Below are 19,314 nucleotides of genomic sequence, written 5' to 3'. Positions count from 1 at the left end.
TCGACCGGTCGAAGGTCGATCCTCTGCAAGCCCAGGTCAACCATGCCCAGGAAATTCTTGTGGTTCGGCAACATGTCGAACGCCAAGGGCGCGACCTGCTTCTCGATCAGTTGCGAGGTGTCTTCCGTCGCGCCGTGCAACAGCTTGAGCGTGACATGATAGCGCCCCTCGGCGAGGTTGGCCGGGAAGCGCACCGTGATCGCTGTACGCCGCCAGCCATTTTCGACGGGCCCCGGTTGCAGTGCGAAGTTGCCTCCACCAATCACCAGCAGCCTCGCTTCCTGGATGGTGAAGCTGATGTTGGGTTGAGTGATCGACTCATGCAGCAACGCCTCGACGCGGATCTCGATGTCGTCGCCATACAGGTAACTGGAAGAAAGCTGCTGGGTGTTGGTGAAGCAGGCAGCGCTGATGTGTCCCTCTTCGGTCCCAAAGGCCATCCCCTCCTGCCCGCCCATGAATGCCTTGCGTGTAACCGGTATGACGCCGCCACTGGCCCAGCGCCGTTGCTCGTCACGCATGTCGAGCAAGTGCAGCTCGGCCATTTCATCGGGCGAGCCGCTGGCAACGACCCGGCCTGCGCGCAGGTAGATGACCCGGTGGCAAAAACGCTTGACCATGCTCATGTCATGGGAGACGAACAGCAGCGTCGTGCCTTTGGCAGCCAGCTCTTCCAGCCGATTCAGGCACTTGAATTGAAAGGACGCATCGCCGACGGAAAGGGCCTCATCGACGATCAGGATCTCGGGTTCGACACAGACCGAAACGGCGAAGGCCAGCCGTACCAGCATCCCGCTGGAATAGATTTTGGTGGGCTGGTCGATAAAGTCGCCGATATTGGCAAAGGCGATGATGTCATCGAAACGAGCGTCGATTTCCGCGGGGCTCAAGCCCAGCACCGCCGCATTCACATAGACGTTTTCCCTGCCGGTGAACTCTGGATTGAAACCAGACCCCAGCTCAAGCAACGCCGCAATCCGGCCATGCCCCTGGACACGGCCACGGGTTGGCATCAACGTTCCGCAGATCAGTTGCAACAGGGTGGATTTGCCACTGCCATTACGGCCGATGATACCGACAGTCTCCCCCCTTGCGATGGTCAGGGAAACATTGTCCAGGGCCCAGAACTCGCGATAGAAACGCTTCCTGCCGCGTACCAGCATCTGCAACAGGCGGTCCTTGGGCGCATCATAAATCTGATAACACTTGCTCAGGTTTTCGGCGCAGATGGCCACTTCAAACGACATCGGCAAAACCCTTCCATGAATCACGGCCATTATTGCGGCGTTACTGAATCAGTCCTTCGCTGGGTGCTGGGGATGAGTTAAGCACAGATGGGATAAAAAGCTGCGAATGAATCCTCACTTGGCCTACCCTCCATGGGGATGCGATTCAAGGAGCATCCGATATTGTCTTGAGGTCAAGCACCAATGCAGTCGTTCCGCACATCCCCCGCCGCCATGATCAGGAGTGTCCTGATCAATCGAATATTGATCTACGTGTTGATCCGCAGAGAAGTCATCGGTCGCTATAAAGGCTCAGTGCTCGGTATTTTATGGTCGTTCTTCACCCCGGCTTTCATGCTGGTGGTCTACACGTTCGTGTTCAGTGTCGTCTTCAAGGCCCGCTGGTCTGGCGGCGGTGAGTCCAAGAGCGAATTCGCCCTGGTGCTGTTCGCTGGCCTGCTGGTCTTCAACCTGTTTTCCGAATGCGTGAGCCGTGCGCCGGGCCTGGTTCTGGCCAATACCAACTACGTCAAGAAGATCGTGTTCCCACTGGAAACCCTGCCGCTGGTGTCGCTTGGCGCAGCGCTGTTCCACATGGCTGTCAGCGTCGTGGCCTGGCTGATCTTCTATATCGTCCTGTTCGGCCCACCTCCGCTAACCGCCCTGCTGCTGCCATTGGTGCTGTTTCCATTGGTGTTGCTGACGCTGGGCATCTCCTGGTTTCTCGCCTCGATAAGCGTGTACCTGCGCGATATTGGCCAGTTCATCGGTATCATCATCACCGCGCTGCTGTTTCTCTCACCGATTTTCTATCCGCGCTCGACACTTCCGCAAAACTATCAGACCGCCTTGCAGGCAAATCCCCTGACGCTGCCAGTGGAAATGGTTCGCGATGTCCTGTTCTGGGGCAGGCCGCCGCAATGGGAGCATTTGGCCACTTACTCGGTAATCGCCGTGTTGATTGCCTGCGCCGGGTTTGCCTGGTTCCAGAGGACACGCAAAGGCTTTGCCGACGTCATATGACGTTTGTTTGCGTGGCGCCCCGCCCAGCAACCGCTATGATGATTCATGGCACGGCTGGAGCCTGGGCCTGGCTGGTGATTGAGGCAAACATCGATCCTGAAAGACCGAGTGTGCGTTACCGTATTGACCAAAGGACCAGAAAACCGCATGGACCAGATCAACCGTCTTGTTGATTGCATTGACCAACTGACTCGTTCAACACAATCCAGATCCATAGAAACCTTGCAGTTGGTCAAGGAAATCGAGAATCGAGATCGGCTTATCAAACAGCTGAACGTTGGTTCGAAAGCGCTTCGCACCCGTCTATCGCTCCAGGAAGGCAAGACCGGGCGGCTGCGCGAGCAACTGCGGCTGGCCGAACAACGCCTCAAGGACGCCGAGGCATTAATCCAGACAAAGGAAAAAGAGGCTGTCGTGCTTTCCGATTGGGCAGTGGATTTGCGTGCCCAACTGGCGGCCAAGCAAGCCGAGTTGTTCAAGCTTTCCGACTGGGGCAACGCCATCGAACGTGCACCGCTGCGTTATTCGATACGCAAGCAATTGTATAAATTATCGCGCCGGGTCTACGCCTGGTTGCCCCTCACCGCACAGCAGAAAAGCAAACTGGCACGTCGGCTTCGAAATTGGCTGAAACCCGGCAAGGCAACACCGGGCGAATCATCGCCAGACGCTGGTTTTGCGCTGCAAACTCTGCCACCGCCCGTAAACGTTGCCGTACCGTCTAGCCTCGGGCAGCCCATGATCCTGATGTTCGGCGTGATTGACTGGCACTTTCGCATCCAACGCCCACAAAACCTGGCCAAGGAATTGGCCCGGGCCGGACAAACGACTTTTTATATCTCGAACAATTTCATCGACGACGAAGCCCCCGGCTTCCAAGCAGAACCTTTGGAAGGCTCCCACCGGCTGTTCCAGATCCGTTTCAAGGTACGCGGTGCACCGGCCATCTATCATGCCCCGCCGTCAGCGGCCGTGATCCGCCAGTTGTGCGAAGGCCTGGCCATGCTCCTGGAAGCGGCGAACGTCGATGCCGCGGATTGCATTGTCCAGCACGCCTACTGGTTTCCGCTGGCCAGGCGTATCCCCAACGCCACCCTGGTCTATGACTGCATGGATCATCACGAAGGTTTCGGCAACGTTGCCCAGGAACTGCTCGACCTGGAAATCGCCCTGATGCGCCGGGCCGATCTGCTGGTGGCGACATCCGACTGGATCGAACAACACGGCAAGCGGGAAAACCGCAACGTCGAGGTGATCCGCAACGCCTGCGAGTTCAGTTTCTTCAGCCGACGTCCCGACAGGGTCTACCGGGACCCAGCCAACAGAAAGATCATCGGTTACTACGGCGTCATTGCCGAATGGTTCGACCTGGACCTGGTCAAGCGGGTCGCCCAATCCTTCCCGCAGCACCTGATCCTGTTGATCGGCAGTGATATCGTCCAGGCAAAAAAACACTTCAAGGCCTGCCCGAATGTGGTCCTGGAAGGTGAAGTCCCGTATACCGCCCTGCCTTACTACCTCCACGCCATGGACGTTTGCCTGCTTCCGTTCAAGGTCATGCCGTTGACCCTCGCCACCAACCCGGTCAAGGTCTATGAATACCTGAGCGCTGGGAAACCGGTGGTGTCGGTGAAACTGCCGGAGTTGAGCCAGTTCGGCAAACTGGTCTGGGCGGTTGAAGAGCCGACTGAGTTCATCTCGACCCTGCGCGGTGTCCTGGGGGCACTGCCGGAGGCCAGCGCCACATTGGAGGCTCGTCAATCGTTCGCCCGAGGCCAGACCTGGCAGCATCGGGCCGCCAGCCTGCGCGATGCCATCGCGACATTGCCCCAGCCCAAAGTCAGCGTCGTGGTGCTGACCTACAACAACCTCGAACTGACCAAGGCCTGCCTCGACAGCCTGTTGACCCAGAGCCAATACCCGAACCTTGAAATCATCGTCGTCGACAACCACTCCAGCGACCAGACCCCGGCCTACCTCACCGCCTGGGCCAAGGGACATCCGGACCGGATCGTCATCCTCAACCCGGACAACAAGGGATTCGCCGCCGGCAACAACCTGGGCCTGGCCGCGGCCAGTGGCGACTATCTGGTCATCCTGAACAACGATACGGTCGTCACCGCCGGCTGGGTCAAAGGCTTGATCCGCCATCTGCAGGACCACAAGGAAATCGGCATCATCGGCCCGATCACCAACAACATCGGCAATGAGGCCAAAGTCAGCACCCGCTATGGCCGGATCGAAGACATGCCCGCCGAAGCCGCGCAGATGACCCGCGCCCGTATGGGCGAGTGGTTCGAAATCAACACCCTGGCCTTTTTCTGCGTGATGTTCCCGCGCTCGACCTACGAGCAGATCGGTGGCCTGTGCGAAGAGTATGGCCTGGGGTTCTTCGAGGATGACGATTACTGCCGTCGCGTGCAGCGTCGTGGCATGCGCGCGGTGTGTGCCGAAGACGTTTTCGTGCACCACCACCTGTCCGCCTCGTTCAACGCCTTGGGCGCAAGGAAAAAACAGGCACTTTTCGAAAAGAACCGGGCGATCTACGAAAGCAAGTGGGGATCCTGGGTCCCGCACACGTACCGAGATGTATAAGCAGCCCTGCATGCGCAGCAGATGAATTTGTGGCGAGGGGATTTATCCCCTCGCCACAATGAATCGAACAAGCATCCAGTGGACAGCATTGTCCCTTTAGCCGAGACGATATTTTGCCCAGATACAACCTGAAGTACGCAGTAGTGTTGTTGGTTTTACTGGCGAGTGCGGCGGTCGGCGTGTACGGTTTTTCGACGCTTGAACTGGCGTCCATGAACAGCGGCACCCGGATGATCGCGCTGTCACTGGCAGGCCTGGCCGCCCTCACTATCTTTACTCGCAAGCCACCGATCATGCTTTGCCTGGGTTTGCTGGCGTGCCTGTCCATTGCCTGCGCACAAGTTTGGCCCGTGATTGTGGTCGCGGTCTTCGCGTTGTCTGCCACCGTGCTCGGCAGGTGGATGCTCAGGCAGGACGCCTTGGCCGACTGGAGCGTCCACCTGCTGGTGGGAGCCGGTACGTTCGGTACGCTGACAGGCCTGGCGGCCTACTTGCCGATCAACTACCCCTGGCTGTATGGCGCGCTGCTGTTGTTGCCGCTTGTATTGGGGCGCAGACACGTCACGTCGATAGGCCGTGAACTGTTGCGGCAAATCCGGGCCACCCGCGCAGAGCAAACACCGGTCCAGACGGGGCTCGACGTGCTGATCTGCAGTTTCGCCTGCCTCTATGTGTTGGTCGCCTTCATGCCGGAGGTCGGGCATGACGCGTTGGCCATGCACCTCTTCGTCCCGTCACACCTGGCCCAGCGGCATCAATGGTCGTTCGATGCCAACACGTATGTGTGGGCGGTCATGCCCATGCTGGCCGACTGGATCTACAGCATTGTCTATATGCTGGCCGGCGAAACAGCATCGCGCCTGAGCAACAGCGCATTCACCTTGCTGCTGGCGTGGCAAATCCGCAGCATGACCCTCTGGGCCGGAGGCTCTGCCACAAGCGCCCGCTGGGCAAGCCTGATCTTTCTATCAACACCCCTCGCCTTCGCTGAAAGCAGCAGCCTGCACATCGAATCGGCGTGGACCGCCTTCATGATGGCCGGGACGTTGGCAATCCTGAAGGTCTCAAGCTTCACGCCGGGGCCCAGGGAGCGCCTGTCGCAATTGCTCCAGGCGGGCCTCCTGCTGGGCTTCGCCATGGCGACCAAGGCCGTGACCCTGAGCATCCTGCCGGTCCTGCTGGTGATCCTCTTGCTGCACTCCAAGGCCTGGGCCGTCCAAGGGATCGTCAAGACGCTCCTGCTTGGCAGTGTCGCCCTGATACTGGCCGGTGCTACCCCTTATGTCTCTGCCGGGTACTTGACCGGCAACCCGGTGTTCCCGTTTTTCAATGCCATTTTCCATTCGCCGCTCTGGCCGAACATCAACTTCGAACCACCGGCCACTTTCGGTACCGGGGTGACCTGGGACACCCTCTATCGAATGGTCTTCAAGTCGCCTCAGTTCATTGAAGGGCGGGTTGGCGCGGCAGGCTTTCAATGGCTGTTGCTGCCCACCGCTGCCGTCGCCGTGCTGTTGAGCGGCAACAAAAAAGCCCTGTGCATCCTCCTGGTCGGCGCCGGCGCGCTGTTCATGACGTTCCACTCAACAGCCTACCTGCGTTATGTGTTCCCCTCCTTCGCGCTGTTCTCAGTGATCCTGGCCCTGCCTTTTTCCGACGCCAGGATCTTCCCGCGCAGCCTCGCCATCGTGGCCGGTGCCGTGTTGATCCTGACCAATACCCGTTTCATCCAGGCCGCGACTTACTATGGCGAAATCAAACCCTCGGCACTGTTGAGCACGGCAGGTCGGGATGCCTATCTATCGGAACGCCTGCCCATCCGAAAAATGGTCGACACCGTCAACGCCTTGAATACCGGGCACCAACCCGTGGCGGTCTTTGCGTCGCCCTTGATGGCGGGTTTACATGGCGATGCCCTCTACGCCTCGTGGTACAACCTGAAATGGAAAAGCGAATTCGACGCGGCGGCCTCGCCATCAGAACTTGCCCAGCGCTTGCGCCGGCGCCAGGTGAGCTGGCTGGTGATCGACCTCAAGTCCCTGCCCCAGGCGCCACTCGATCGGCTGCTCACGGTGTCCACGTCGTATGCCAGACTGGGTGACATGGAACTGCGCAAGCTCAATGACACCCACGACGAACACCTGCTCAACCCAGAACTGTCCAGCCTTGAGGGCTGGAGCCTGACGTCACCCGCGACCTATGACGCGGCGCGCAAGATCCTGACCGTCAGTGTCAAGACACCGGCAACCCAGCGTGTCGACGTGACGCCGGGGCTGACGTACATCAACAGCGTGTCGGCACGCTGCGCAACGACAGCCACGACCGGAAGAGTCCAGGCCAATTGGATGGACGAACAAGGCGACTTCCTTACCACCAGCATCGAGACGTTTGACTGCACCACGCAATGGGAGACCCATGAGATGAACGTCGTAGCCCCTGCCAATGCCACCTCCGTGATCATTTACGCATCCGGGCATACCGACACGCCCCTGGAGTTCAAGTCACTTTCATTCAGGCAATAGTTGGCGATATCGATGAACTCAAAAACAGCGCTTTTCACGGACGAGCAACGCGTCGCCGTCGTCATCCCCAGCTATCGGGTCACCGCTCATATAGGCGCCGTCATAGCGGCCATAGGGCCGGAGGTCTGGCGCATCTATGTCATCGACGACGCCTGCCCGGACGGCTCAGGCGGGCATGTCCTGGCCTCCTGTAACGACCCCCGGGTCAAGGTGCTGCCCCATGACGTCAACAAAGGCGTGGGCGGTGCGGTCATGACCGGTTATCGAGCCGCCCTCGACGACGGCGCGAGTATCATCGTCAAAGTCGACGGGGACGGTCAGATGGACCCGACCCTGATCCCGCTGTTCATCGAGCCGATCCTGGCGGGAGAAGCCGACTACACCAAGGGCAATCGGTTTTTCGATCTGGAAGAAGTCCAATCGATGCCGCGCATTCGCCTTTTTGGCAACGCGGTGTTATCGCTGATGGCCAAACTGTCGACGGGTTACTGGGACCTGTTCGATCCCACCAACGGCTACACGGCGATTCACCGTGACGTCGCCAGGCTTTTACCCCTGGACAAGGTCAGCCAACGCTACTTTTTCGAGACCGACATTCTGTTCCGCCTGAACACCGTGCGCGCCGTCGTGGTGGATATTCCGATGGAAGCCCGATACGGCGACGAGGTCAGTCACCTCAAGATCTCGAAAATCGTCGGTGAATTCCTGTTCAAACACCTGCGCAATTTCACCAAGCGCGTGCTCTACAACTATTATTTGCGCGACATGTCCCTGGCTTCGATCGAACTGCCGATCGGGATTCTCATGTTCTTGTTCGGCATCTTTTTCGGCAGTTATCACTGGTATGAATCGGCGCAGAATGGCATCGCGACGCCGGCCGGCACCGTGATGCTCAGCGCACTGCCCATGCTCATGGGATTGCAACTGATCATGGCGTTCCTCGGTTATGACATCGCCTCCGTACCCAGCAGGCCACGGCAATCCAGGCGTGGTAGAGCAACCTCATTGCGGGAAGAAAACTCATTAAAGCGCTGAGAGATTTTTTAACCGACCCGTCGCTCAAGGCATTGGATGTCGACGGCAGCGAGCGCCTGGAACTTCACGGCAAAGTGCTTGAACGCAAGCAAATGCTTCGGGAAGTTTTCGTAGAGTTCCACCATGCGTTTCATCGCCTGGCAGACCGCTATTTCAAGGTCGAAGGTCTTGAGGTGGAGTTGGGGGCAGGCATCGCGCCCATGCGCAATTCGTACCCTGAAGTATTGGCGACGGACATTGTCGCCACCGAGCAACTGGACATGGCGCTCAATGCCGAGGCAATGAGCCTGGACGATCACTCGGCCAGGGCCTTTTATGGCCAGAACTGTTTTCACCACTTCCCTCATCCCGATCGCTTCTTCACGGAGCTGGAAAGAACACTCAAGATCGGCGGCGGCGCCATTTTGATCGAACCCTTCCACGGCCCCTTTGCCACTTTTCTCTATAAGCGCCTGTTCAAGTCCGAAGGGTTCGACATGCACTTCCCGTCTTGGGAAACACCGTCGACCGGCCCCATGAACGGCGCCAACCAGGCCCTCAGCTACATCGTCTTCGTTCGCGACAGACAGGCGTTCGAGCGCAAGCACCCGGGCCTGGAAATCGTCCACCAGGAAATCTGCGGCAATTATCTGCGCTACCTGATTTCCGGCGGTTTGAACTTTCGCCAGTTGCTGCCCGACGCACTGGTCCCTGTGCTCAAGGTCGTTGAAAAACTGCTGTATCCGTTGAGACGGGTATTGGCGCTGCACCACATCGTGGTCATCCGGAGGAAGTCTTGACCTTTATCCGGTACGGCGCCATCCAACTCGTGGCTTATGCGTTGGACATGGGGACCTTTTTGCTGTTGATGGCCTTGTTCAACGATCAACCCGTCCTGGCCAACATCGCCGGCAAAGGCGTTGCCGGTGTGTTCGCCTTCTTTTTGCATCGGCACTTCACGTTCCAGTCAGCCGGTGGCAGCAGCAAGGTTCAAGCGATGCGCTATTTCTCGTTGCTTGCCATCAATATTCCGCTCGCTTCGGCGCTGTTCAGCGTGGGGCTGTATTTCGTCAACAGCCCTGCCTCGGTGAAATTCGTCTCCGACGTGGTCTGTGTGGCCCTGACCTACTGGATCAGCAAACTGTTCGTGTTCCATTGCGCTGCGCACCCGCCTGTTCCTAGTGACCGCGCCGAAGGCGCATGACAATGAAACTACTGATTACCGGCGCGACAGGCTACATCGGACAACGCTTGTCAGCCCTCGCGGCGGCCAGCGGACACGAGGTCATTTGCGCCACGCGCCAGCCGTGCCCCGCCACCTATGCCTGGCTCCCTTATGACCTGCGGGGTCCGGCGCCCGACTGCCCGACGGGCACCCAGGTGTTGATCCATTTGGCGGCCGACACATCGACAGCTGCCACCAACGCAGACGACGAAGTCAAGGCGGCCCAGGCGCTGATCCGTTGCGCCCAACAAGGCTCGGCCAGGTTCATCTTCATCTCCAGTCAAACCGCCGAGGCCACGGCCCCTGGCGTTTATGGCCGGACCAAGTGGCGTATCGAACAGCACGTGCTGGCCGCCGGGGGCAGCGTGATCCGTCCTGGGCAAGTGTATGGTGGCCCCGAACGCGGGCTCTTTGGCCTGTTGTCAGAGCTGGTTCGCCGAAGCCCGTTCATTCCGATCCTGATGCCGGCACCTGGCGTGCAACCTATTCATGTCGACGACCTGGCAGCCTCGATACTGGCGGTCGTCGAGCGGAACGACATTCACGCCGAGATCCTCAATCTGGGCGCCGTGCAGCCGATTGCCTTTGGCCACTTCCTGATGTCGATTGCGACGCACCGGGTGCGTGCCGCTCGCCTGCCAGTCCCTCTGCCGGTGGCCTTGCTCAGGTTATTGCGCGTTTCACTCGGACAATCCTTGAGCGCGAAACTGGGCCTGGAGCGAATCTTTTCCCTCATCCGCCTGCCGCCCATGGACAGCGAGCGTTCCCTGCAAAAACTCGGCATCCAGTTGCGCCCCCTTGCCCACGGCATGCATCGCTCCGGCCATGGGCAACGTCGTGGGCTTCTGCAAGAAGCCGCGGTGCTCTTGCACTACCTGCTCAAACGCCCGCCGCAACGAAGCCTGGTCAGTCGCTACGCCAGGGCGTTGGAACGTGCGGGCAAAACCCGATCCATCATTCATTCACGCTTGCTGATGCGCTGGCCGATACTCCTGGCGCTTCTGGACAATCCCGGTGTCCTGCACCAGCCCGACGGCCAGGAACTGGCCTGGCGCCTGCAGATTGCACTCGGTATTGCCGAAGCCAGCCCCCAGGGGGCGCAGGTGTTTCTCGGCACCCAACAGCAGCGCAGCCTGGTCGCCACGCTGGTTGCACTGGGATTCACCTCGGTCAAAGCGCTGGCGTGGAAGGTAGCAGCGTTGTTAGGCCGCCCCTTTGCCCGCCTGTTGTTGCTTGGAAGTGAAGCCCACCGTGAAACCTGAATTTGATGTGATCATTGTCGGCAGCGGCCCGGCCGGGACTTCGGCAGCCTATCCGCTGGTCAAGGCGGGCCTGAGAGTCCTGATGGTCGATGCCCAGGCCGATACAGCCTCTGCCACGCTGCCGACGCGTCCATTTCTCAGCGCCAGGACCAACGACGAGCATCAGTGGAAATGGATGATCGGCGAAAACTTCCACGCCTTGAACCAACTGGACGCGGTATCGCCCAAGCTGAAGACGCCGACCCACGCCCATGTCTTCGAAGGGTTCAGCGCCCGCAATCGCATCGAGACCGACAACTTTATCGGCATCGGTTCACTGGCCACCGGAGGTCTGTCCAATGCCTGGGGTTGCGGCGTGGCAACGCTCGGGGCCAGCGACTTTGCCGGGCTGCCCATCGATTATTCCGAGATGCAGGCGTCCTATGAAACGGTCACTCGCCGGATCGGTATCAGTGGCCGGATCGACGATGACCTCTCAAGCTACTTCGGCCTCGATGAGTGGTCGCAACCACCCCTGCCATTGGACGCACTGCACCAGCGCCTGCTCGATCAGTACACCCGGCGCCGATCGGCTTTTCCCGACTTGGGGTTTCGCCTTGGCCGCTCCAGGGTCGCCGTCTTGAGCCAGCCGCTGGACGAGCGCAAGGCCTGCGACCTGTCTGGAAACTGCTTGTGGGGCTGTCAGAACCAGGCCTTGTACAGCGCCTCGCAAGAGCTGCAAAAACTCAAGCAATACCCAGGGTTCCAGCACCTCCAGGACTTCCTCGTGGAGGACCTGCAGAAACTGGACGGTGCATGGGCGATCACCGACCATCGCTCCGCCCGGCGCTTCTGCGGTACGCGCCTGCTGCTGGCGGCGGGGACCCTGGCCACGACCCGGCTCGCCCTCAAGAGCCTGAACCATTCGGCCCCGATCCCACTGCTGTCATCACCGACGGCCGCCTTCCTGCTGTGGCTGCCAAAAATGCTCGGAACCCCAAGGGTGCCGACATTTGGCCTGGGCCAGCTATCGTTCGCCCTGGCGCTGACGGCCAGTACCACGGCTTTCGGTTCGACGTTCAGCACCACAGGCTTGCCGATGACCGAGTTTGTCAGCCGCATCCCCATGAGCAAACGCTACAGCATCGAACTGCTGAAAAACCTGCTCAGCGCTTGCCTCGTCGGGAACATCTTCCTTCCCGGGCACCTGTCCAACAACACCGCGGTCCTGCGCCCCGACGGTTCGTTGCGCATCAACGGCCAGGTGCATCCCGAACTCCCCGGGCTCATGAAGGCAGCCGAGGCAACGCTGCGCCGGATCTATTGGAAAATGGGCGCGCTGTTGATGCCCATGAGCTTCACCATCGGCAGGCCGGGGGCGGATATCCATTATGCGGGCACCCTGCCCATGCACTCGACGCCCAGAATCGGGCAGACCGATCGCTTTGGCGAAGTCGCGGGCCTGGGCGGTGTGCATATTGTCGACGGCGCCTGCCTGCCCAGCCTTACCGAGAAATCCCACACGCTGACCCTCATGGCCAACGCAGACCGGATAGCACGCTCACTTGCCACAACGATAGGAAATCAAAAGGCATGACCCGCAAGGTACTTTGCATCGTCGGTACGCGTCCGGAAGCCATCAAGATGGCTCCCGTGATCAAGGCGCTCCAGGCCGAAAAACATATCGTTTGCCGGGTGCTCGCCACCGCCCAGCACCGAGGTTTGCTGGACCAGGTGCTTGAGGGCTTCGCAATCACTGCCGACCTGGACCTGGACATCATGCGCCCCAACCAGTCATTGGCGGCGCTGACCTCACGCCTGCTGCTTGAACTCGACGGCGTACTGCAAGCCGAGAAACCGGATGTGGTACTGGCTCAAGGCGACACGACCACGGTCATGAGTGCTGCATTGGCGTGTTTCTACCTGCGGATTCCCTTTGGCCATATCGAAGCAGGCCTGCGTACCCGGGACCTCGGCAATCCGTTCCCCGAAGAAGCCAACCGGGTGATCGCCAGCAAGCTGACCCGCTGGCATTTCGCACCCACCCAGCAAGCCGTGGACAACTTGCTGCGCGAGGGTGTCGCCGAAAGCGATATCACCCTGACCGGCAATACCGTGATCGATGCCTTGCTGATGACCGCAGCACAAGACTCCGCATTGGCTATCCCACTGGATGCCAGCAAACGCCTGGTGCTGGTGACCGCCCATCGCCGGGAAAACTTCGGCGAACCGTTCCAGAATATCTGCCAGGCACTCAAGCACCTGGCCGAACGGAATCCGGACATTCAGATCCTCTACCCTGTCCATCCCAACCCGAACGTCAAGGATGTCGCGCATCGATTGCTTGGCCAGACCCCGAACATCATCCTCTGCGCACCGCTGGATTACGCGCCGTTCATCGCGGCAATGAAGCGCTCGTACCTGATCATCAGCGACTCCGGGGGCGTGCAGGAAGAGGCCCCGGCCCTGGGCAAACCCGTGCTGGTACTTCGGGAAGAAACCGAACGCCCGGAGGCAGTCGGCCTCGGCGTGGTCAAGCTGGTCGGCGCCAACCGGGACACCATCGCCAAACAGGCACAACGATTGCTCGATGACCCACAGGCTTACCAGGGCATGGCACGTGGGGTTTCCCCCTATGGCGACGGCAAGGCCGCCGCGCGCATCGTCGACGTGTTAAGGCAGCACTTCCAGCCATGCGCATGATCTACCTGTCCCCGGTGCCATGGGCCAGCTTCAGCCAGCGCCCCCATCACTTCGTCAACTGGTATCACCATCAGACCGGGGAGCCAGTACTCTGGATCGATCCGTACCCGACGCGCTTACCCTCGCTGAACGATTTCAAGCGCTTGCCGCCTGTTGCCGATCAGCAAGGCGTCGCCGTTCCACCCTGGTTGCAGGTCTGCAAACCCCGGAGCTTACCCATCGAGCCCATTCCGGGCTCGGCCATGCTCCTCAAGCGACTGTGGCGCAACCTGTTCAAAGAGGCCGCGGCATTTTCCGCAGAAGGCCCATGCATGATCTGTGTCGGAAAACCTTCCGAACTGGCCCTGCAACTGCTCGCCCTCATCCCTGCAAGCCATGCCGTCTACGATGCCATGGATGATTTCCCGGCCTTTTATCAGGGCCTGTCACGCAGGTCCATGGAACGGCGCCAGGCACAGCTCATTCGACGGGTCGCCAAAGTGCTGGCGTCCTCCAGCCCCCTTCGCGACAAACTCCTGGGCATGACCGACCAGGTAGACCTGGCCCTCAATGCCTGTGACATGCACGCACTGGCACCAGTCGAGAGCCTGGACTTCGGTGCCAAACAACAGGTACTCGGCTACGTTGGCACGCTGGGGCGTTGGTTCGATTGGGAACTGGTCATCGCGCTGGCGCAGGCCAATCCTGGAAACCAGATCCGGCTGATCGGCCCCCTCTTCACACCGCCGCCTTGTGTATTGCCCGCCAACATCGAGCTGCTACCCGAATGCTCCCACGCCGGTGCAATCGCCGCCATGGCAACATTTTCGGTGGGCTTGATCCCGTTCAAGCGCAACCGCCTGACGGCCTCGGTCGACCCGATCAAATACTACGAATACCGCGCCCTCGGCCTGCCCGTCATTTCCACTCGCTTCGGTGAAATGGCCCTGCGCGACCGGGAACCGGGCGTCTGGATCGTGGATCAAGGCACCGATCTGGGTAAAACCGCCATGGACGCGCTCGCCAGCCAAAGCGACCGTTCGACTGTTCATCAATTTCGTCAGGCGCACCTTTGGGCTCAGCGTTTTTCTGCGATCCATCTCAAAAACGGCCAATAACGGCCGATACCCAGGATAAGACCCCGCGACTGGGGCGCAGGACAGAACGGTAGGCCAGTCATGACAGAGATTTATTTGCTGATAGCGCACGGCACGGACCAGGGCGAAGCTTACGTCCTGGGCTGGTTCGACGACCGGAGCAAAGCCCGGGAAGTGGCCGAGCAGAAAGAATGGGAAGCGTACCGCGCCAGCCTGAAGGAGAAACATCCATGGTCCAGCCACAAACCGCTGGCACCGGACCAGACGGACTATCGTCGCTACTGGATCAAGACCATCTCAAAATTCGAGCATGTGCCAGTGCCAAGGTCCTTTGCGGTCCATTGATCACCACGCATGAATATTCAACGAAACGCGCGTTATCGGTAGCGGTCTAGACGATTAAGCCCATCCGATGAGAGCGTTTTTATGTTGAAATTCCTTGGCGGCACCGTAGGTATCATCTTCCTGATTGGCCTGATCGTGGTGATTGCGCTGTTCAAGTTCATTTTTTGAGCCTGGCGGCGGCCAGTGGCTTGGCGTTCCATTTTTCTGGCGTGAAAAAGCCCAATCTTTACAGATTGGGCTACGTTATTGTGGCCAACCGGTTCGCTTGAGTCATGACGACATCCATTCAGGGATGTCCCGCATGCCATGCAAAACTCGCCATACATCAATGTGTTCATCGCGTTCAACGTAGAACACCAGATAGGGATAACGTTTCAGCGGCCAGCAGAGCAATCCGGGTATATCCAGCTCATGGGCGTACCGGGTCATACCCGATGCCGGATGGCGGCTGATGTGCGTATAGGCGTTTTCCAGGGCGCCGATGAAACTAAGTGCCGCCTGCTCGGCCTGCTGATCTAGGTAATAGTTGACGGCGTCCTCTACATCCTGGCTGGCCAGAGCTCGCGGAATGACGGGTTTCGCCTTCATCCTCACCCCTTGCGCACCTTGGCCCGTAGAGATTCGAAGTAGTCGCCATTCACAGGAGCAGTGGGAGCCGACTCAGCCCCGGCCAGTACCAGGCCGCGCAGATGCTGCCGATCCTGATCCTTGCGAATCAGCTCCCGCACATATTCGCTACTGGTGCTGTAGCCTCGCAGGCTAACCTGATCATCTATAAAAGATTTGAGAGCGTCCGGCAGGGAGATGTTCATGGTACTCATGGCTTTGCCTGTTTTTTGACAAAATTTGCCAAAGTATACACTCTTGAGCCGGCCTCGCCAGGGATCGAGCTCGCTGCAAAACTTGTAGTCCTTGGCCAACCATCAGACGTTCAAGACGCAATAACATGACTGACATAGAGACGGCTATTGCTGACTGGGAGCCGCTGCAACTTGAATGGCATCAAGGTTTCGCCTTCGTCGACGGTGTGCTGCTGGGCGACGGGCAAGTGCCTGATGTGTACATCATGCTCACCCCCGAAGGTGCACCACCCGGCGAGTTGGCTCAATGTGCCAGCGCTGGGCACTATCCGCCCTCGCCCTTGCTGGCCGATCAGCCGGTTTGGCGACATCGACGCAACCCTTGGGTCTTGCGCGACACGCTGCGCGATTACTACCTGCTTCCGTCCTACCGGGAGCGCCATGGCTACCACGCGCTGCAGGCCCTGCCGTTTCGCTTCGACCACGGCCTGGAAAGCCTCGGCCACCAGTACTGGCGCGACGCAACCGGCGCCTATTGGTTCGGCGACTACGCGATCAGCCGAATCCCCGACGCACGACCCGACAGCCTGGCCCTGTTGCCAGCGTCGCCAGCCTCGGTGACTTCAGCGTCCGCCCTGTTCAGCGACGGGGTGAATATCTTTTTGCAGGGGCGTTTTATCGCCAGCGCCACGGCGCGGGTGCGGTATTGCAACCACCCGTCCTATCGAGTGATCGCCGGTCAGGTCTACAAGGGCTTCAAGCCCCTGCACCAGAAGGACGGCACGCCGCTGCCGATCGCAAACCCGGACGACTTCCAGATGCTCGCCCATCGCTGGGGCACCGATGGGCAGTCGATCATCGTGCAAGCGCAGCAAGGTTCGAGCATTTCCTATGAATACTTCTATCGCATCGACAATGCCGACCTGGCGACCTTCACCGTGCTTAACGAACGCTACGCCAAAGACCGACACCGCGCCTATTACCTGACCGGCAAGAGCATTCGCTACGTTGGCGATTTCCACCTGCTCAGATGCTGGCAACCAGTGTTTGATGAGTGCGGCCGCGTGGTCAGCGCCAGCGAACGCGAGCATGACTATTTTGCCGTGGACGACACGTTCGTCTACGCCGCCGGAACCCGCTTGCGTGATGCCCATGGTCCGAGTTTTCGCCACTTGGGGTTCGACTATTACCGCGATCACCAGCACGTCTACAGGCGCCAGAAACGCCTTGATGTCGACGCAGAAAGCTTCGTAGTGACCCAACTCTATCGCAATGACCAGGATTACGCGCCCGTGCTGGTCGGTGACAAGCACGGCCCGCTGGGCTCTGGCGGCATCATCGATGCGGCCATGCAGCAGGCCTGGGCGCCTTATTTCGAAGCCCATCCGCAGTTGAAGGACTATTGGTGGCACCGTCTACAGGCCCTGCCTGAAGAATCGCAAACACCTGCAGAAACACTGCCCTTACGTGCCATCGGCCAGGGTTTCGAACTGGGTCGCCAGGTGTACTTCCATGGGCGCCTTATCAACGGGCTGGACGCGGCGAGTTTCAAATTGCTGGACACGCACCTGTGCGGCGATGCCCAGGGCTTGTATCTGATCCCGTTTCATAACGCCGAAACCGAGGTACCGGAACGGTTTTCCCAGGCGCCCGCGGAGCATTTCCGCTCTCTGGGTGCGCCCTACCTGACTGACGGTAAGACCGTGTTCTGTCACCGGATTTTTTATCACCCCCCGGAGCCGATTCACAAGGCGCAAGCGGCCACGTTCGAGTCCTGCGGTCATGGTTGGGCCAAGGATCAGAATGCGGTGTATTACTACGGCGAGGCGAAAAAGCGGCTACATCCCTCGGATACCCGCATTCTCGGCACCTATGCCATCAGCCCTAGCCTGATTCTCTCGGAAGGCAAGCCGCTGGAGGTGGCGTTCGATCCTGAAGAGGTTCGCGTGCCCCATCCCGATTTCCTGCAACTGGGCACGCGCAAGTTGTTCTGCCGCCGACGACCGGTGAGCGCCAAGCGAATCGACCTGGCTACCCTCCAATTCCTGGACGACCGCTACGCCCGTGACCAACATCGCATCTATCACTACGATGGTTATGCAAGCCTGACCGAGGTCGACGAAGCGCATTATCGCGAATCCCTCGGCCAGCCGGCGGCGAACGCCTAGAACTGCGTCACGACCGTAACCCCTGCCGTGTCAAACCGGTCCATGTTCATGAGCGCATCAATGGATTGTTCGAGGCTGATGGTCTTGCCGACCAGTTTTTCAGGCGCCAGCTTGCCGGACGAGATCATCTCCATCATCGCGCCGTAACGGTGAGCCTGCATGCCATGGCTGCCACAGATCTCCAGCTCGTAGGCAATGACTTTGCCCATCGGAATCGCCGGCGTACTCTGGTCCGCCAGCATCAACCCGACCTGGACGTGCCTGCCGCGCCGTCTCAGATTATTGATGGAGTTGAAGCAAGTCGTAGGATGGCCCAGGGCATCCAGCGAAACGTGAGCGCCGCCCTTCGTAATCTCGAGTACCGCCTCGGTGACATCCGCCACGCGACTTGCGTTGACCGTCGCGACGGCACCCAGCGACTGGGCAAGCTTGAGCTTATCGTCGGAAATATCGATGGCGATAACGTTCGCCCCGATAGCGTGGGCGATCATCACCGCGGACAACCCCACACCGCCACAGCCATGAACCGCGACCCACTGGCCCGCCGTAACCTTGCCTTGATCGACAACCGCGCGGAACGAGGTGACGAAACGGCAACCAAGGCTCGCCGCCGTGGCGAAATCCATGTTTTCAGGCAGCGCGACCAGGTTCAAATCCGCCTTGTGAATCCCCACATACTCGGCGAAAGAACCCCAATGGGTGAAGCCCGGTTGAAACTGGCTGTGGCACACCTGCTGGTTGCCGCTATTGCATTCCGGGCATGCCCCGCAGCCACCGACAAACGGAACGGTAATGCGATCGCCAACCTTCCACCGAGAGACATCCCTTCCCACCTCCGCCACGATCCCCGCCAATTCATGACCGGGTACATGGGGCAACTGAATATCAGGATCATGACCTTTCCAGCCATGCCAGTCGCTTCGGCAGACGCCCGTGCCAAGGACCTGAACCACAACACCATGATGCTCAGGGGTCGGGTCTTCGACCGTCATCAAACGAGGGGGTTGGGAAAAGGCTTCGTAAACTACGGCTTTCATGAGAATCCCTCTACTTTGAAAAAGCGCTGTACATGAATCCGAGCAAGTCGCTTGCGCTCAATTCACTATCGGGTGGTCTGTTCACCCAGCACTGATCCGCACCATGCCTGACGCCCTCCTGAAAAACCAAATCTTTTCAGAGGGGGCGAAGCCGTTCCAGCATTCGATAACGGGCCAATGCGTCATGGCTCTCTGCCACTTATTTCAATGTCCACGCTTTCAATCGGGCGGTGTATTCACTACATTGAGCATAACCCTGCTCTGTCGACACGGACTGTCATGACTACCCTATCCCCGATCAGCTCCGCCCTTCCCATCCAGACTCGCTCTGCCGTCGCG

At 59.4% G+C, this 19,314-nt stretch carries 16 protein-coding genes and 1 pseudogene; 13 read left to right on the top strand and 4 right to left on the bottom strand.

Going from position 1 to position 19,314, the window contains the following annotated elements; genetic code table 11:
• Positions 1–23: 23 nt before the first annotated feature.
• Positions 24–1,247: pseudogene (locus Q7F16_RS14490) on the bottom strand (ABC transporter ATP-binding protein); the annotation flags it as partial.
• Positions 1,248–1,430: 183 nt separating this feature from the next.
• Here Q7F16_RS14490 and Q7F16_RS14485 point away from each other — a divergent pair.
• The 12 genes from Q7F16_RS14485 to Q7F16_RS14430 all read left to right on the top strand — a co-directional run bounded on the left by Q7F16_RS14485 (position 1,431) and on the right by Q7F16_RS14430 (position 15,138).
• Positions 1,431–2,249: an ABC transporter permease gene (locus Q7F16_RS14485; RefSeq protein WP_046064647.1), complete on the top strand. Its 819-nt coding sequence runs from the start codon at positions 1,431–1,433 to the stop codon at positions 2,247–2,249.
• 147 nt (positions 2,250–2,396) lie between these two features.
• Positions 2,397–4,844 (top strand): glycosyltransferase, encoded by a 2,448-nt coding sequence (locus tag Q7F16_RS14480; RefSeq protein ID WP_046064646.1) that lies wholly within the window; start codon positions 2,397–2,399, stop codon positions 4,842–4,844.
• 113 nt (positions 4,845–4,957) lie between these two features.
• On the top strand, positions 4,958–7,366 hold the full coding sequence (locus Q7F16_RS14475) for a phospholipid carrier-dependent glycosyltransferase (protein ID WP_235399668.1): 2,409 nt from the start codon (positions 4,958–4,960) through the stop codon (positions 7,364–7,366).
• 12 nt (positions 7,367–7,378) lie between these two features.
• Positions 7,379–8,401 carry a glycosyltransferase family 2 protein gene (locus Q7F16_RS14470; protein WP_003203521.1) on the top strand — a complete coding sequence of 341 codons (1,023 nt, stop codon included), beginning with the start codon at positions 7,379–7,381 and terminating at the stop codon, positions 8,399–8,401.
• Positions 8,402–8,493: 92 nt separating this feature from the next.
• Complete coding sequence (locus tag Q7F16_RS14465) at positions 8,494–9,180, top strand: class I SAM-dependent methyltransferase (RefSeq protein WP_409557259.1); 687 nt, start codon at positions 8,494–8,496, stop codon at positions 9,178–9,180.
• Positions 9,177–9,584, top strand: a complete 408-nt coding sequence (locus Q7F16_RS14460) for a GtrA family protein (protein ID WP_409557260.1) — start codon at positions 9,177–9,179, stop codon at positions 9,582–9,584. Before Q7F16_RS14465 ends, Q7F16_RS14460 begins: the two co-directional genes overlap by 4 nt.
• Before the next feature lie 2 nt (positions 9,585–9,586).
• The gene (locus Q7F16_RS14455; protein ID WP_409557261.1) at positions 9,587–10,867 is read left to right on the top strand and encodes an NAD-dependent epimerase/dehydratase family protein; all 1,281 of its coding nucleotides are present in this window, start codon (positions 9,587–9,589) and stop codon (positions 10,865–10,867) included.
• Positions 10,857–12,443 (top strand): FAD-dependent monooxygenase, encoded by a 1,587-nt coding sequence (locus Q7F16_RS14450; protein WP_409557262.1) that lies wholly within the window; start codon positions 10,857–10,859, stop codon positions 12,441–12,443. Before Q7F16_RS14455 ends, Q7F16_RS14450 begins: the two co-directional genes overlap by 11 nt.
• On the top strand, positions 12,440–13,549 hold the full coding sequence (gene wecB / locus Q7F16_RS14445; RefSeq protein WP_046064641.1) for a non-hydrolyzing UDP-N-acetylglucosamine 2-epimerase: 1,110 nt from the start codon (positions 12,440–12,442) through the stop codon (positions 13,547–13,549). The genes Q7F16_RS14450 and wecB overlap by 4 nt, the downstream gene beginning before the upstream one ends.
• Positions 13,540–14,646 carry a glycosyl transferase gene (locus Q7F16_RS14440; RefSeq protein ID WP_409557263.1) on the top strand — a complete coding sequence of 369 codons (1,107 nt, stop codon included), beginning with the start codon at positions 13,540–13,542 and terminating at the stop codon, positions 14,644–14,646. The genes wecB and Q7F16_RS14440 overlap by 10 nt, the downstream gene beginning before the upstream one ends.
• 60 nt (positions 14,647–14,706) lie before the next feature.
• Complete coding sequence (locus Q7F16_RS14435) at positions 14,707–14,970, top strand: hypothetical protein (RefSeq protein WP_003203536.1); 264 nt, start codon at positions 14,707–14,709, stop codon at positions 14,968–14,970.
• An 81-nt stretch (positions 14,971–15,051) separates the two neighbouring features.
• Complete coding sequence (locus tag Q7F16_RS14430; protein ID WP_442087941.1) at positions 15,052–15,138, top strand: hypothetical protein; 87 nt, start codon at positions 15,052–15,054, stop codon at positions 15,136–15,138.
• A 102-nt stretch (positions 15,139–15,240) separates the two neighbouring features.
• On the opposite strand, the gene Q7F16_RS14425 is transcribed toward Q7F16_RS14430, so the two are convergent.
• Together Q7F16_RS14425 and Q7F16_RS14420 are read right to left on the bottom strand one after the other, a co-directional pair.
• Positions 15,241–15,558: a type II toxin-antitoxin system RelE/ParE family toxin gene (locus tag Q7F16_RS14425; protein WP_409557264.1), complete on the bottom strand. Its 318-nt coding sequence runs from the start codon at positions 15,556–15,558 to the stop codon at positions 15,241–15,243.
• 2 nt (positions 15,559–15,560) lie between these two features.
• Positions 15,561–15,791 carry a type II toxin-antitoxin system ParD family antitoxin gene (locus Q7F16_RS14420; RefSeq protein ID WP_024617907.1) on the bottom strand — a complete coding sequence of 77 codons (231 nt, stop codon included), beginning with the start codon at positions 15,789–15,791 and terminating at the stop codon, positions 15,561–15,563.
• Between the two features lie 125 nt (positions 15,792–15,916).
• Here Q7F16_RS14420 and Q7F16_RS14415 point away from each other — a divergent pair, with 125 nt between their 5' ends.
• Positions 15,917–17,938, top strand: coding sequence for a DKNYY domain-containing protein (locus Q7F16_RS14415; RefSeq protein ID WP_409557265.1), 2,022 nt, complete (start codon positions 15,917–15,919; stop codon positions 17,936–17,938).
• Here Q7F16_RS14415 and Q7F16_RS14410 read toward each other — a convergent pair.
• Entirely contained in the window at positions 17,935–18,975 is a 1,041-nt protein-coding gene (locus tag Q7F16_RS14410) for a zinc-dependent alcohol dehydrogenase family protein (RefSeq protein WP_409557266.1), read from the bottom strand. The genes Q7F16_RS14415 and Q7F16_RS14410 overlap by 4 nt on opposite strands.
• Between the last annotated feature and the right edge of the window lie 339 nt (positions 18,976–19,314).

Source organism: Pseudomonas sp. Lb2C2 (genome assembly GCF_052112205.1).
GTDB classification, from domain to species: Bacteria; Pseudomonadota; Gammaproteobacteria; order Pseudomonadales; family Pseudomonadaceae; genus Aquipseudomonas; species Aquipseudomonas kilonensis.
The sequence above is the reverse complement of the archived record's forward strand: the minus strand, read 5'-3'. Positions and strand labels throughout refer to the sequence as shown.

What these genes read in the sequence shown, in the direction of transcription:
- Q7F16_RS14410 (WP_409557266.1), bottom strand. Translation starts at nt 18,975, where the DNA reads ATGAAAGCCGTAGTTTACGAAGCCTTTTCCCAACCCCCTCGTTTGATG.
- Q7F16_RS14420 (WP_024617907.1), bottom strand. Translation starts at nt 15,791, where the DNA reads ATGAGTACCATGAACATCTCCCTGCCGGACGCTCTCAAATCTTTTATA.
- Q7F16_RS14485 (WP_046064647.1), top strand. Translation starts at nt 1,431, where the DNA reads ATGCAGTCGTTCCGCACATCCCCCGCCGCCATGATCAGGAGTGTCCTG.
- Q7F16_RS14480 (WP_046064646.1), top strand. Translation starts at nt 2,397, where the DNA reads ATGGACCAGATCAACCGTCTTGTTGATTGCATTGACCAACTGACTCGT.
- Q7F16_RS14435 (WP_003203536.1), top strand. Translation starts at nt 14,707, where the DNA reads ATGACAGAGATTTATTTGCTGATAGCGCACGGCACGGACCAGGGCGAA.
- wecB (WP_046064641.1), top strand. Translation starts at nt 12,440, where the DNA reads ATGACCCGCAAGGTACTTTGCATCGTCGGTACGCGTCCGGAAGCCATC.
- Q7F16_RS14415 (WP_409557265.1), top strand. Translation starts at nt 15,917, where the DNA reads ATGACTGACATAGAGACGGCTATTGCTGACTGGGAGCCGCTGCAACTT.
- Q7F16_RS14470 (WP_003203521.1), top strand. Translation starts at nt 7,379, where the DNA reads ATGAACTCAAAAACAGCGCTTTTCACGGACGAGCAACGCGTCGCCGTC.
- Q7F16_RS14440 (WP_409557263.1), top strand. Translation starts at nt 13,540, where the DNA reads ATGCGCATGATCTACCTGTCCCCGGTGCCATGGGCCAGCTTCAGCCAG.
- Q7F16_RS14425 (WP_409557264.1), bottom strand. Translation starts at nt 15,558, where the DNA reads ATGAAGGCGAAACCCGTCATTCCGCGAGCTCTGGCCAGCCAGGATGTA.
- Q7F16_RS14465 (WP_409557259.1), top strand. Translation starts at nt 8,494, where the DNA reads ATGCTTCGGGAAGTTTTCGTAGAGTTCCACCATGCGTTTCATCGCCTG.
- Q7F16_RS14455 (WP_409557261.1), top strand. Translation starts at nt 9,587, where the DNA reads ATGAAACTACTGATTACCGGCGCGACAGGCTACATCGGACAACGCTTG.
- Q7F16_RS14430 (WP_442087941.1), top strand. Translation starts at nt 15,052, where the DNA reads ATGTTGAAATTCCTTGGCGGCACCGTAGGTATCATCTTCCTGATTGGC.